Source organism: Megasphaera sp. An286, assembly GCF_002163455.1.
Lineage (GTDB): Bacteria > Bacillota > Negativicutes > Veillonellales > Megasphaeraceae > Megasphaera > Megasphaera stantonii.
In genome coordinates this window covers 1-14,265 of sequence record NZ_NFIY01000021.1, presented here as the reverse complement: position 1 = coordinate 14,265, position 14,265 = coordinate 1, and the positions used below count along the sequence as shown (strand labels likewise).

Sequence of the window (14,265 nt, the reverse complement as noted above, 5' to 3'; positions counted from 1 at the left end):
CGAGGAGGCGCGATATTTATGGCAACCAAACGAGTACTTGCAATTCACGACATGTGTTCCTTCGGCCGCTGTTCCCTGACTGCCGCCATTCCCGTCATTTCCGCCATGGGAATCCAGGTATGTCCCTTTCCGACGGCCATGTTCAGCAATAACCTTACCTACGGAAACTACACCTTTTCCGATTTTACGCCCCATATGAACGGCTTTATGGATAAATGGCAGGAGCTGGGCCTTTCCTACGACGCCATCTACAGCGGCTTTCTGGCCGACGCCGGCCAAATCGCCATCGTAACCGACGCCATCCGCCGCTTCGCCAGCGAAGATACGCTGATCGTCGTCGACCCGGCCATGGCCGACAACGGCGTCCTGTACCCCGTCTTTACGCCGGATATCATCACGGAAATGAAAAAGCTCGTCAGCCGCGCGACCATCGTCACGCCGAACTACACGGAAGCCTGCCTGCTGCTGGGCACGCCCTTTGACAAAACGGTTCCCAATACCCAGCGCATCCGGGAAGTATGCAGCGGACTGGCCGAGCTGGGCCCGCAGAAAATCGTCGTCACCAGCGTGCCCGCTCCGAACGAAGAAATCAAAGTCGCCAGCTACGACGCGGCTACGGCCACCTTCGACGAAAGCACAACGCCCCGCATCCCCTTCAGCACCTGCGGCACCGGCGACCTCTTCGCCAGCGTCCTGACCGGCGCGACGATGAACGGCGCGTCGCTCCACGAAGCCGTGCTGCAGGCCATGGATTTCGTCAGCTGCGCCATCGAGTACACCTACCGCTCCGGCTCGGACTACCGCGAAGGCGTCCAGTTCGAACCCTGCCTGTCCCGCCTGATACGATAAGGTCGTCCCTGTTTAAGACCGTTATCAGGATATGCATAGCCGGGCGGCGAAATTCCTTGACGAGGATTTCCATAGCCGATATAATAAAGATGAAATAAAAATGAGGCATTACACCGACAAACGGTTATAGCCCCTAATAGTAACAGTAGAAATATACCGCCAACGTTTAGCGACTACGGGCGGTTATTTCTTTTGTAAGAGAACCAACAAGTGAATAGCAACAATAGATAAGCTCCTTCTCCGCTTTGCAGCATGGCGGGGAGGGAGCTTATCTGGTTTATGCCGCAGGTATGCCGATTTTATATACGCATAGGGGGTATTTTGCAAATATGCAGGGGGTATATGGAAAACGCCGCCATTTCATGTTGAAGGGCAACTACCAACGCAGAAAAGGGGCGTCGGCCCTGCGAAGGAAAGGAGGAGGCACGATGACGAAGTTCGCCCCTGTATAGCAGCGGCAATACACAAAACGAGCAGCGAATTGCACAAAAGCACCGGGCTCAGATACATATACATACCTGAACCCGATGCTTTTGCGTTGTTAGTATCCTAAGAGATGGTTCCCTGTCACACGGAGTTAGTTCTTATCGTTCGTGCCTTCCGTATCTTTATTCTTCAACTGTTCGAGTTCTGCCTTCAGCATTTCGATTTCCTGCTTCATCGCATCCATCTGCTGCTTCGTTTCGGTATCCTTAACAGCCGGGGCTTCCGAGACGCCTTCACCGACGCGGAAGGTGAGGCCGACCACCGTTGAAAGTCAAGTCGCCAGTCACGTTCAAATCGCCTGTTACCGTCGTTCCGTCTGCTCCGACAGATACGCTGTTATCTCCATGGCTAAGCGACGCCGCCGTATCATCGACGTTCAGGCCGCTGTTTCCGCCCCTCCCTTACCACAGCATAGGATTCCATAATTCAGATGAATCCACACACGGCTATTGCCCAGCCCCGCCTTTTTCCCTTTCCCTAATTTTGCACTTCAAGTTCTACGCCCAAAATAGAACCGACCTTTCGCTGTACTTGCTCTTATCATGTCATATATATACACGCTGAAGTTACGGTAAACCGCCTCGCGGCAGGTTTTAGGTACGATAGTCCCATTTCGCAGCCGAAAGTTGCACAACAAAAAAACACGAGCGGGAAATATCCCGAGCTCGTGTTTTTTGTTATGTATTATGAAGGGTGTAAGGTATCAGGTATTCTGCAAGATTAGCAGCCTTTGTTTTTGTGGAGCATGATGTTGAGGATTTCGTCGTCCGTTACTTTCATGCCGTGGCAGGCCAGGCAGCCTACGTTGCGGACGCATTCGTCTACATCGTGCGCTACGAGGCCGTCGTCGCCGCCGACGCGGATGTTGTCGAGAGCCAGCATGACAGAACGGTATGCCGACGATACGGCCGTGACGACCTTCATGGAGCAGCTGTTGGCCGCGCCGTCGCAGACCATGCCGATGGCGTCGCCGGTCATGCTGCAGATGGCGTTGCTGATGGTCTGTTCAGCGTGTTCTCTGTCGAGGAGCCAGGCCATACCCGACGCCGAGCCCATCGATGCCGTCAGGGTCGCGCACAGGGCGGACAGCTTCGGCAGGAAGGAATGGGTGTAAATGGCCATCATGTGGGACAAGACCATAGCGCGGAGGCGGTCTTCGTCGTTGGCTTTCACGTAGTCCGCTACGACGACGACAGGTTCCGTCGCCGAAATGCCCTGGTTGCCCGAGCCGGAGTTGGTCATGGCCGGCAGGGGAGCGCCGCCCATGCGGGCGTCCGATGCAGCGACCGTGCGGATGACGACTTCGTTCATCAGGTCTTTGCCGACGAGGCCTTTTTCCTGCTTGCGCTGGAGGGCGCAGCCGATTGCCAGGCCGTATTTGCCCGTCAGGCCTTCTTTAGAGAGGGCGTCGTTCAAGGCTTCGGCTTGCTTCATGAAATCGACCTGTTCCAGGGGAACGTTTTCGGCGAATTCGATGATTTCTTTCACGGACAAGCCGTTGAGGAAGGCGTTCTTTTCTTCCAGGCTGTTGTCTTCTTCTTGTTCTACGTTGAAAATGACTTCGCCGTCTTTTTCAATGCGGATGACGTTGGTGTGGGAATCGGCAATGCAGGCTTTGACGCTGTGTTCCTTGCCTTTTACCAGGGCTTCAGAGTAGAGGACGTTGGGAACTTCACGGGCGATGCCGACCGTGACGAGGCCCGTGTCTACCATCTGCTTGCCGGCTTCGATGATGTCGGCAGGAATGCCGTTGAGAACCTGCAGGTCCTTAGAGGGGTCGCCGCCCAAGGCGCCGACAGCTGCGGCAATATACAAGCCGGGACGGCCTGTACCGGGCACCATGACGCCCATACCGTTTTTCATAAGGTTCGCCGATACGCGGGCTTCGATGGACTGAACCGGTTCGCCCAGTTCACGGGCAGCCGTAGCCGCAGCGAAGGCCAGCGATACAGGTTCCGTACATCCCGTTGCCGGAACGACGTCCGTCTTCATGATTTCAATCATTCTCTCCCATTTTGCGTTTGTCATACTATCATACGCTCCTTTTTACGAAAATGCCAAGAACGGAGAAATAACTAACAAGATGCCGGTGAAGATGATGATCTTCAGACTGAGATCCTTAAACTGATGCAGCATCGGCACTTTGTAAACTAAGTAAGCCGGAATCAGGCAGCCGACGAGGCCGAAGATGGGGCTGCAGATAGACGTAAAGCTGAGGACCGGCGCGTTGAGCACGATAGCGCCCCAGGATACGAGAACGGCGAAGATGAGGATGCCGAATTTCAGAGCGCCCTTATTGATGCGTTCTTCCGGCATCATGCGGCGCAGGCAGTTGAGGGCGATGCCGTGGCAGGCTTCGCGGAAGCCGAGGAATACGCTGAAGTATGCCGTCATAACGGCGAAGATGTTCAGAACCAGGCTCATGATGCGGACGGAGTTGCCTTCAAAGCCCTGTGCGGCCATAGCCAGGGAGGAAATATTCTTGGAGTACGCTTCAACGGCCTGGTCGTGACCCATGGCGAGGTTGAAGGAAATGGCATAAAAGAATACGACGACGAAGAGGATGCCGAAGGCGATGTTCATCGCGCGGATCGCCTTGTAGCGGGCGACTTCGATGGACTTGTTGTGGGCCCGGTAGGAAATAACCATGGGGCTCAGACTCTGGATGAACAGGATAGACGTAAGCGTAAAGGGCAGCATGATGATCGTCTGCTTGATGAGGTATTCAAAGTCGGGGAAGGAGCCGAAGTTGGCCAAATCCCAGTGCTGTACCATGATGACGCCCAGGATGGCGATAACGCCGATTTTCGTCAGAACCATGCCCGTAGACAGCTTGAAGAGCAGCTTTTCACCGCGGGAAGCCAAGGCTACGAGGATGCAGATAATGGCTAAGCCATAGAAGGGGTTATCTGAAAGGACCGTGTCCGTCACGCCGAAGGTATGGAGGAAGGACGCGCTGTCGTTGGTAATGGCCGTAGAATATACGAATACCCAGATAACCAGCATGATGAAATACAATACGCCGAGGAAGAAGCCCCAGTTCTTGCCGAGGTAGCCGGCGATGATGCTGGGATAGTCTTCCGCTTTTTCCGCGGCAGCCAAGGTATTAATAAATAATTTCTGGAACAAATACATAGCCGGATAGCCGATGACCGAAGATAACAAATAAATCCAAATCCCGGCGATACCTACCTGTACGGGGAGAAATACGATACCGGCGCCGATAGCCATGCCGATACTCATAATGACCCAGCCCCAGTCGGTGCCGTCAAACTTAATCGCTTCTTTCCATTCCGCTTCCGTCATGCCAGCTTTCTGGGCGTGAGTCAACTTTGTGGTTGCCATGTTAAAAATCCATCTCCTTTACAAAATATATGACAAAAATATAATGAATACCGGCTTCGTCCCCTATTCCAAATCCGATACATTACCCAATCTTCAAATCAGCTCGTCCGCTTATTCTTCCCTGCGGATGCGCTGCAAATACCGATATACGGTCGGCTCCGATACTTCCAGCCTCTCGGCCAGGGCCGAAATCCCGCCCTTGAGCAGGAACAGGCCGTCCTCATTCAAATCATGGCTGACCTGAATGCGTTCTTTCATAGACAGGCGCTTCGGCTCTACGGGATATTCCGCCAGCCGCTTGTCGATCATGCTCTCGATGGCATCGCCGGCGTTTTTATACAAATTCTCGACGGCGTCGGCAGGCACGGCGTCTTCGTGGCTTGCCGGAAGGAATTCTTCCAGCTTCAGGCCCTTGAGGATTTCCTTATCGATGATCTCCCGGGCCGTGATGTAAGGCTGCACGTCGTAGTTGAGGCACAGCACGCCGATGATCGAGCCTTCGTCGCCTCGGATAAAATAAGAAGACGAGCGAAACAGATGACCCGTACTCCCTTTGCCGTGGTAATTGACGACATACTGCGTCTGTTCCTTATTGCCTTGACGAAGGAGCTTCAGCACCATGTCGGTCAGCGAGCCGCCGATACTGCGTCCGCTTAGATGTCCATTCGCAATAGCCACGATAGAATGTTCCGGATCGCTTACATCATGTAATACTACTTCACAATGTTCCCCTAAGGCTTTTCCCAAAAATTCTACTAATGGTATATAGGTCTCTAATTTTCTCATGTCGTCCCCTCCTTTCTTATTTCGATAAGATTTTATCATCGCAATAAAATTTTTGCAATGTCTTTTGCAAAAAATATTCGCCATATACTAAAATCGCAATTACAGGCCATAAGTAATGCATTTCTAGTATATTTTGTCCTTTCAGGACATGACAAAAAGACTGACAGCGTACGCAGGCGCCGCACGCTGTCAGTCTTGTCAAAGGGATAATAGGCCTAATTTTTTATTGTCATGCAAAAAATTTATTTGTGAAAAACAGTACAATCATTCTCTGGTACTCGTCGGAAATGCCGGGACAGGCTCGCTGGCTCCGTCCCTTACCAGGCGGCGACGACGCCGTCAGCCCGGGGTTCTGTCGCTCCCATGAGGACGCCTTCGTCATTTCTCCAGATGATCTGGCCCCGTCCGTACGAAATGATGTTGGGATTGACGACGACGTCGTGTCCCCTGGCCCGCAGGCCTTCTACGATTTCAGACGGAACGGCCGGCTCTACTTCGATGCGCTTGCCGCCGACCCACTGCCAGCGCGGCGCGTCGAGGGCCGCCTGGGGGTTGAGGTGGTAATCGATGGTGTTCATGAGGACCTGCATCTGTCCCTGCGGCTGCATGAAGCCGCCCATGACGCCAAAGGGGCCTACGGGCTGCCCGTCCTTGGTCAGGAAGCCGGGGATAATCGTATGGTACGATTTCTTGCGCGGGCCGACGCAGTTGTCGCTGCTGCGGTCCATGCTGAAATTGCTGCCCCGGTCGCTCAGGGCGATGCCCCGTCCCGGAATGACGATGCCCGAGCCGAAGCCGTCGAAGTTGCTCTGGATATACGAGACCATATTGCCTTCCGCGTCGGCGGCGCACAGGTAGACCGTGCCGCCGTTATTGGCGTCTGTCGGCGTCGGCAGCACCGCTTCTTCGCCGATGAGGCTGCGGCGCATGTCGGCGTATTCGTCAGACAGCCAGTAGGACACGTCGGTCTTCATGAACCGTGGGTCGGCAATGTACTGGCGGCCGTCCGTAAAGGCCAGCTTCATGGCTTCAATCTGCCGGTGGAAGGACTCGACTGTATCCCGCTCGACGAAATCGAAGCCCTTGGCGATGTTCATGGCCATCAGCACGACTAGGCCGTGGCCGTTAGGCGGAATCTCCCACACGTCGTAGCCCCGGTAGTTCGTATGGATGGGCTCGACCCACTGGGGCTTGTATTCCGCCAGATCGTCCCTGCGGATATAGCCGCCGGTCCTGCGCGACCAGGCGTCGATAGCCTCAGCCAGCTCGCCGTCGTACAGGGCCCGGCAGCGTGTGTCGCGGAGCAGGCGCAGCGACGCGGCGTGGTCGGGAAGATGCAGGATTTCCCCGGCCCGGGCCGGCCGTCCCTCTGGGAAAAAGGTAGAAAACAGGCCGGAAAAGGCCTCTTCCTCCCGATAGGGCGCAAAGCTTTCCCAGCTTTCAGCCAGCATGGCGGCCAAATTCGGCATGACGGCATAGCCGTGTTCAGCGTAATAGATTGCCGGCTCAAAGAGAGCTTCAAAGGGCAGCTTGCCGAACTGCTCGTGGATTTCCGCCCAGGCCGCCGGCGCGCCCGGCACCATGACCGGCGCCCAGCCCCGGTGCGGCACGGCGTCTAAGCCTTTATCATGCAGGCTGTCCCACGTCAGCCCCTGGGGCGACCAGCCGCTGCCGTTCAGGCCGTGGAGCCTGCCCTTCGTCCAGATGAGGGCGAAGGCGTCGCTGCCCAGGCCGTTGCTCGTCGGCTCTAGGACGACTAAGCTGATAGCCGTCGCCAAGGCGGCGTCCACGGCGTTGCCGCCCTGCTTGAGCATATCGAGGCCCGCCTGGGCGGCCAGGGTCTGGGACGTGCACACCATGCCGCGGCGGCCGTATACGACCTCCCGGCGCGACGCATAGGGATATTGAGACGCGTCAAATTGCATGTTCATAGTCATTCCTCCCCTGCTATGTTTGTTTATTTTGCTATATTTTATTTTACTATATTATGTATTATGTTCGACAACAGCAGGTCAACTCCTTTTCCGTCGCCGTGATGAGTCTGCTGTAAAAATTTTTTTACAAATCCCCCCTTCCCGTCTTCACTTGCGAATCGTTTCTGGCTATAATAATAGTACATTATTACAGCCTACAGCTACGGCGTATTTTAACAGCATGGAGGGATATGTACTTTGGAACGGTGTATGCTGATTATCAACCCGACAGCCGGCCGGGAACGGGCCAAATATCATAAGGACGCACTGAAAGCGCAGCTGGAGACTATGTTTGATTTCGTAGAGCTGAGACAGACGGAAAAAGCCGGCGATGCCACGGCCTGGGCGAAGGAAGCGTCCCTGGCCGGATTTCACGCCGTATTTTCCATGGGCGGCGACGGCACGCTGAATGAAACCATCAACGGCCTGGCACAGGCCAACCGCCCGATCAATTTCGGATTTATCCCCCTGGGGACAGTCAACGATTTGGCCAGGGCCCTGCGCATTCCCCTGCACCCTGAAGCAGCCATTGCCATGCTGAAGCACTGCCGGACGACGAAGGTCGACATCGCCCGGGCCAACGACTGCTACTTCGTCAACACCATTGCCGCCGGCATCATGCCCGAAGCCGTAGGACACGTCTCTATTGAACAGAAGACCCGTCTCGGGCCGCTGGCCTATTTCCTCACGGGCATCAAGGCCCTGCAGAACCACCAGACGTCGCTGTTTAAAATCGAAACGGACGATGGCAAAATGATTTACCGCTCGCCCCTGCTCGTCGCCATGCTGACCAGCTCCGTCGGCAGTTTCCGCAACATCGCCCCCCAGGCCCGCGTAGACGACGGCAAAATCTGGCTGGCCGTATTCAAGGATTTTACCTATTTGGACCTGCTCAAGCTCGTGCCGGAATTTCTCGCCGGCGCGCCCCTGAGCAGCGAATACATGACCCTCATGACGACGACCCGGGCCAAGATCTCCATCGTAGACGACCATCCCCTGTCGACCAATATGGACGGCGACGAAGGGCCGGCCTTCCCCCTCGATTTGGAAGTGCTGCCGTCGTTTTTGACGGTCTACGTACCGGACACGCCGGACGCAGCCCGTCCTCACGCATTTCCCCTCAACATACCGGGCATCCCATAAGACTTATACAAAACCAATGAAAGTAAAAAAACAGACCGAAAGACGACCCATGTTCCTCGTCCTTCGGTCTGTTTCGTATGTTCTGCGCCGGGGCATGGCGTATGCTCTGAGAAAAGAATCACGCAGCCCTTCGCCGTCACCTTCCCACGGATGCCAGCCGCACGTGTCCTCAGCATCCGGCACAATAGTCCCGATGAAATATCGCCCCATTCCCGAGCCATTGAGACGGCTCTCAATTGCTGCGTCGCCTCGCCGTCTACGTACCGCAAAACACCTGCATAGCCTTCGCGCTGTCGCTTTTACAAAAGGCCTGCACAAACGCCCCTTCCGCCGCTTTTCCATCGACGTACCGCAGGAACGCCTGCACGTCTGGGATCCAGCATCTCCTGTCGTCTTTGCAAAAAGCGAGATCCCATCTCATGAAATAAGGCACCCGCTTCCGCAAATGCCTTACTCAGATTACAACAAATGATTCTTTTTTCCTAATTCCATGATATATTCTACCGAGGTTTGCACACATTCTGCAATACTCTCTACGGAAAATCCCTTCCGCAGCATCGCTAGTATCATTTTTAACCGTTCTTCTTGCCGCCCTTCTTCTCGCCCCTCTTCTCGGCCTTCTTCTCGGCCGAATTGTCTTTGTCTCTTTAACTCCATCGCCAAGGTCATATATTCTCGCCTCGTTTCTTTATGCTGCTTGATAGCTTTCACTTCCGTATCCAAGGCCTGCACAAAGGCCCCTTCGGCCGCTTTTCCATCAACGTACCACAGGAACGCCCGTATATCCGGGTCCAAGGCCTCGCTGTCTCCCTTGCAAAAACGAGGCCCTGCCTCACAACATAAGGCGTCCACTCCCGCAGATGCCTTATTCAGATTACAATAAGTGATTCTTTTTTCCTAGCTCTGTAACATATTCCACAGAAACACGTACATATTTTGCTATGATTTCTTTAGCAACACCGTCTTTCAGCATGTTCAAAATAATCGACGACCGCTCTTCTTCTCGGCCTTCTTTAAACTTCGCCAGCTCGCGCCGTTTAATTTCCATTGCGTACGTCATATATTCTCGCCTCGTTTCCTTGTGTTCCTTTACCCTCATGACTTCGTCTTCTACGGCTTTCATAAACTTCCCCTCCGCCGCCTTTCCGTCTACGTATCTCAAAAACGCCCGCACATCCGGGTCCAGCGTCTCGCTGTCTCCCTTGCTGTTCAGGAATATCTTCGTCGCCTCGTCGTTCAGCTCCAAGCCGTCTTCTTCTACGCAGCGGTTCCGAAAGGTATACATGGGCCGGCCTTTGGCAAAGGCGTCGAAGGTACAAATGAATATAATATAGGATGGCTTTAAGTTATCATATACGTCGCCTTTATTCAAGAGCTCCATGTCGATTATTCCCTGATAATACCGCGTCCGCTTGGCCAGGCCGTTGTTCGCTTCGTTTTCGCACTGCATTTCGATGTCGTAGACCCGCCCCGTTTCGTCTTTGACGTACACGTCGAGGCGCACGCTCTTGCTGTCCCAGCGGACGTCGATGCTCTTTTCCGTATCGGGATAGGTGATCTCGACGATCTTGATTTGCAGTATTTTCTCAATTAAATGCTGGCACAGACGCTTATTCTGCATGACCTTTAAAAACAGGAAATTATCCTGTATGGTCAGCTCCTCCCAGTCCTTGATTCGCTTCACGGCCTCGCCTCCTTCTACCTGAATTATACCAAACATGTGTACGCCTTGGCAACAACGCAGCTATGCCAAAATCGGCACCATCTCCCTGTTTCGGGCACAAAAAAAAGAGCCTCTCAGCTCCCCGTCTTCGCCACGTTCGCACTGATGCCGGACGCACGAGTCCGCATCATCCGGCACAGCTGTCATGGCGAAATATCCTTGTATTCCTGGGCCGTCATGGCCGATTTTAATTTATGTTCCGCCGCCTTGATGACCTTGCAGACCTGCGAAGCCGACAAGCCGTGCAGGGCGGCGATGGCGGCCAGCGTCATATCGGCGGCGTAGCGCAGATGCAAAAACCGCCGTTCCCGTTCGCTGAGGCGGCTCAGGTGCAGCTCCAGGGCGTCCCGCAGGCCGACGAAATCCATGTAGTGATGCGGGTCCGGTGCCAGCTCGTCGATAATGGGCGGCAAATCCGTGGCCTCGTCCTCACCGACGATGTTCTTCTCCACCCTCGCCCAGTACACCTGGTTCTGGCGGCTTTCCCGGCGAAACCGGCTCTGAATCGTGCGGTTGAAGGCCCGCGGCGCATCCTCGTCGCTGTTCAGGTCAAAGGCGTGGATGCAGTCGATAATCGCCAAATGAGCCGTCGAACGAGCCTCGTCCATCGAGTCGTAGTGATGGCGGTTCTTCCGCGAATGCTTGCAGATGAGGGGATGAAACTGCTCTAAAATAAATTCGACAGCTTCGGTGCTGCCGTTTTGGGCCTCGCGAATCCAAGGCCGCAGCGCTTCGGTCATTTCGAACTCCTCCAATCTATTCACATAATATGCGCCGGCAGGCGGCCTCAGGCATTGGGCCCGAGACATGCCGCCCGGCGCGTTTTTTTACTCGTCGATGGTCTCGACGCTGCGGGTCACGATCTGGCCCTGCTTCAGCGACGCCAGGTCGCCGTCAGCCGTCGCGAAGACCTTCTTCTCGACAATCGTCCGGGCCGCCGCTTCGACCGTCGCCTTATCCAGACCCTCTTTCGGGTCCTTCAGGGAGTAGACGACGCTGTTGCCGCCCCCGTCGAGAAATTCGAGCTGGAGCGTTCTCGTTTTCGTCACAGCCATAGCCGGTACCTCCTTTCTCTAGTATGGTCGGGCCCTTAGGCCGAAATCTCGTGTTCCACCACTTCGCGGATCGCCGTAAACGGGTCGTCCTGCAGCGTGCCGAGAGCCGTCACGACGTCGACGATATTGGCCGGCTCTGCGCCGGACTTCAAATGAGCCAACGTGACCTGACGGGTCTTCTGCGCGCCGCTGCCGTCCTGATACGACACGGTCAGCTTCAGCTTGCTGGAAACAGGCGTACGTTCTGCCATCGGTCCTTCCTCCTTTCCCTTCACTTAGGATACGTATACTTCCGGTGAGGCGCGCCGTCTTCCCTGCTCGCCCCTCTACTGTATATGGGACATCAAGAAATATATTTATTTCCTTAAAAATCTGAATTTCTGCAAAAATCCGAAAAGAAATCGAAAGAAATAGGAGGAAATCCTTAGCATATATACGAAACAAAGGCCAGGATATCAAAAAGATTAAACACTACGCAGGTATATTCCTTATATTTTATGAACTTTTTATATTTTGGAAATTATTTTTGCCCAGAAAAAACGGGCCGGAGGACATCCCCCGACCCGTATTCTCTTGCCTTTGGTCAGCCTGTCGCGGCTGTCCAAAAAGTCTTACTGCTGCGGCTGTGCCGCCTGGGCGTCGCCGTCCTTCGGCTGCGCCTGGCCGTTCTGTTCCATGAGGAGCTCGACCATCGCCGTCAGCTTGTCGATCTGTTCGCGCTGCTGCGCCAGCTGGGCGTCCTGGGAAGCCACGACTTCCTGCATGGACTTGAGCGACTTGGCCATAGCCGTCCGCGACGTCGTCGCGCTGCCCGAGCCTGCGCCGACCTTGAAGGATACGCCGGCGTTCACCATGTCTTCGCCGCCGCCGAATGCGCCGCCGACGCTGAACATGACGTTTTCGCTGGGCCGATAGAAAGCGCCTACAGCGACTGCGCTCGCGCCGCGGTAGTTACCAAAGCCCGCCGCGAAGTCCAGCTTGTTGTCCGGATCGAAATCCAGCGGATGCAAGGCCGCCAACGCCGCTGCCCCTGCGCCGACCCGTTCAATGCGGTCGCCCAGCTTGTTGACTGCGCTGCCTAAGATGCCGATGTTCTGCGAGTTTGCATCGACTTGATTTTGTACGGCTTGCAACTGACCGTAGTTTACGCCGTCAGTTGCTTCTGTACCAGCCGCTACATTGGTAATCTTATTCCCCTTCATATCTGCCCCTTTTTCAAACGTAGCAGATCCATTAAAGGTAGAATTGCCTTCTACGGTGAAGTCTTTTTCAACAATAGTTGTATCTCCATCCGTATGGATGTTGCTCATATCTCCGCCAGTCGGATTTCCTACCGGGGCAGGATCACCGTTCGCTGGTGCCGGCGCGTTTAAAGCCATCGTCATGGGCTGCGCACTGCTCAGCATGGAATTCGCTGCTGCCGGAGCCTTCGCTATGGCAGATTCCATAGTCGCAGCCGTCGGAGTTTCAGTCGCTGTCGTTTCTGTCGGAGCCGATTCAGCAGCTGCTTCTGCCGTAGTACCTTCCGAAATCGCGCTGTTTGTATTCGAAGCTGACTGGGTACCGGACTGCTTTTCAAGGTCACCAACACGAGTTTCTAATCGAGTAATCGCAGTGTCTAAATTCTTCATGCCATCAATGATTGAAGACCCGCTTAAATGAGCAGATGTTCCCCAATCAATAGAACCGGTAACAGACAAACCTAATTGAGTATTAATGTTATAAATTTGATTGTCAAGAATACTCATGCCGTCAACGACGGTTCCATTGGAAATGTAATAAAAGTGATTTTTTCCGCCCCAATCAATTTCTGTAGAAGGAATTTTATTCCCGTATTCATCTGTAGTAGTAAATACCCCAATCGCACTTAATGCACTATTAAGATTACGATCCAGAATTTCTACAGCTCCAGATAGGTTACCTTGATTTTTCAAGAAGCTGGTAGGACCAAATTTCATTGGTCCAATAGCATCATTTAACACATCCAAAGCGGCTGTTACCGTTAAATGTGAGCCATTTAACTTATTATCATTAAACGTAAGGTTTCCAATCGTAGTATCTAATGTTCTGACCGCACTAGTCAAATCACTCACATTGTTAACCAACCAATTAGTACCTCCAAATTGACCAGTACCTATCTTATTATCTAAAATCGATGCAGCTTCAGTTAAGTCTTCTACACCCTTTAAATTATGTGTTGTAGACCATTTTAAATTGCCAACCTTATGATCTACATCCCATACTTGCCCCACTGTAGCAGCAAAATTAGAATTTTGCATCAGTTGGTCTGTTGCCTTTAATCCTTCAATCGTCGTATCCTTTAATGTAATAGACGACTTACTTGCATCGTCATACTGCACGGCTAATCCAGCGTCAGTATCAATATATTTATTCAAATACCCTACGCTAACAGCATCGCCATCATTTTTGATAGAATCTGTCACTAAACCAGAGATTTTACCGTTACCGATCTGAATAGAATTTGTATCTCCTACTGTTACTGAAGTGCTGAACGTGCCTTCCGATGTCGTCAACCCCGTACTGGTCAGGCTCGTATTTTCACCAATCTTCAAGCCAGCAGTCGTCAGGCTCGGCCCGCCATCTACATAAAAGCCATTCGTTGCTGTTACTTTTTCCAGACTGATGACATCTTTTAAATCTAATGCGCCGTCTGTCATGGTCAGATTCGTATCATCATACTTAACAGCTACCTTGTTGCTGCTGTCTACCGTCAGGCCGTCGCCCGTATTGACCATCAGCTTGTTGCCGTCCTGTTCATCAAATCCTAAGCCTTTGCCGGCATTGACTGCGATGCTTCCTTTCTGATCGTCCGTCTTCTGCGTGACCGTTATCCCTTTGCCGCTTTCATATGCCGCGTCGCTGATAGCTGTTTTCATCTGTTCCA

13 protein-coding genes are annotated in these 14,265 nt (G+C 53.5%); 2 read left to right on the top strand and 11 right to left on the bottom strand.

Going from position 1 to position 14,265, the window contains the following annotated elements; genetic code table 11:
* Positions 1-18 precede the first annotated feature (18 nt).
* On the top strand, positions 19-849 hold the full coding sequence (locus tag B5F80_RS09375; RefSeq protein WP_087478565.1) for a pyridoxamine kinase: 831 nt from the start codon (positions 19-21) through the stop codon (positions 847-849).
* Between the two features lie 577 nt (positions 850-1,426).
* On the opposite strand, the gene B5F80_RS11290 is transcribed toward B5F80_RS09375, so the two are convergent.
* From B5F80_RS11290 to B5F80_RS09355, 5 genes are all read right to left on the bottom strand, one after another.
* Positions 1,427-1,597: a hypothetical protein gene (locus tag B5F80_RS11290; protein WP_158099977.1), complete on the bottom strand. Its 171-nt coding sequence runs from the start codon at positions 1,595-1,597 to the stop codon at positions 1,427-1,429.
* A 458-nt stretch (positions 1,598-2,055) separates the two neighbouring features.
* Positions 2,056-3,363 (bottom strand): L-serine ammonia-lyase, iron-sulfur-dependent, subunit alpha, encoded by a 1,308-nt coding sequence (locus tag B5F80_RS09370; RefSeq protein ID WP_087478564.1) that lies wholly within the window; start codon positions 3,361-3,363, stop codon positions 2,056-2,058.
* 18 nt (positions 3,364-3,381) lie between these two features.
* Positions 3,382-4,680, bottom strand: coding sequence for an amino acid permease (locus tag B5F80_RS09365; protein ID WP_239386347.1), 1,299 nt, complete (start codon positions 4,678-4,680; stop codon positions 3,382-3,384).
* 111 nt (positions 4,681-4,791) lie between these two features.
* Positions 4,792-5,466 carry a helix-turn-helix transcriptional regulator gene (locus B5F80_RS09360; protein WP_087478563.1) on the bottom strand — a complete coding sequence of 225 codons (675 nt, stop codon included), beginning with the start codon at positions 5,464-5,466 and terminating at the stop codon, positions 4,792-4,794.
* Between the two features lie 317 nt (positions 5,467-5,783).
* Complete coding sequence (locus tag B5F80_RS09355; protein WP_204246385.1) at positions 5,784-7,397, bottom strand: gamma-glutamyltransferase family protein; 1,614 nt, start codon at positions 7,395-7,397, stop codon at positions 5,784-5,786.
* A gap of 240 nt (positions 7,398-7,637) precedes the next feature.
* On the opposite strand from B5F80_RS09355, the gene B5F80_RS09350 reads away from it, so the two are divergent.
* The gene (locus tag B5F80_RS09350; RefSeq protein ID WP_239386346.1) at positions 7,638-8,582 is read left to right on the top strand and encodes a diacylglycerol kinase family protein; all 945 of its coding nucleotides are present in this window, start codon (positions 7,638-7,640) and stop codon (positions 8,580-8,582) included.
* A 459-nt stretch (positions 8,583-9,041) separates the two neighbouring features.
* Here B5F80_RS09350 and B5F80_RS09345 read toward each other — a convergent pair whose 3' ends face one another.
* From B5F80_RS09345 to B5F80_RS11435, 6 genes are all read right to left on the bottom strand, one after another.
* Positions 9,042-9,377, bottom strand: a complete 336-nt coding sequence (locus B5F80_RS09345) for a hypothetical protein (protein ID WP_087478561.1) — start codon at positions 9,375-9,377, stop codon at positions 9,042-9,044.
* A 79-nt stretch (positions 9,378-9,456) separates the two neighbouring features.
* Positions 9,457-10,266: an Rpn family recombination-promoting nuclease/putative transposase gene (locus B5F80_RS09340; protein WP_204246384.1), complete on the bottom strand. Its 810-nt coding sequence runs from the start codon at positions 10,264-10,266 to the stop codon at positions 9,457-9,459.
* Positions 10,267-10,448: 182 nt separating this feature from the next.
* Entirely contained in the window at positions 10,449-11,045 is a 597-nt protein-coding gene (locus B5F80_RS09335; protein ID WP_095629050.1) for a sigma-70 family RNA polymerase sigma factor, read from the bottom strand.
* A gap of 87 nt (positions 11,046-11,132) precedes the next feature.
* On the bottom strand, positions 11,133-11,360 hold the full coding sequence (locus B5F80_RS09330) for a DUF2922 domain-containing protein (protein ID WP_087478558.1): 228 nt from the start codon (positions 11,358-11,360) through the stop codon (positions 11,133-11,135).
* 35 nt (positions 11,361-11,395) lie between these two features.
* Positions 11,396-11,611 (bottom strand): DUF1659 domain-containing protein, encoded by a 216-nt coding sequence (locus B5F80_RS09325; protein ID WP_087478557.1) that lies wholly within the window; start codon positions 11,609-11,611, stop codon positions 11,396-11,398.
* Positions 11,612-11,971: 360 nt separating this feature from the next.
* The coding region (locus B5F80_RS11435; RefSeq protein ID WP_343224287.1) for a YadA-like family protein at positions 11,972-14,265 on the bottom strand (2,294 nt) is incomplete at its 5' end.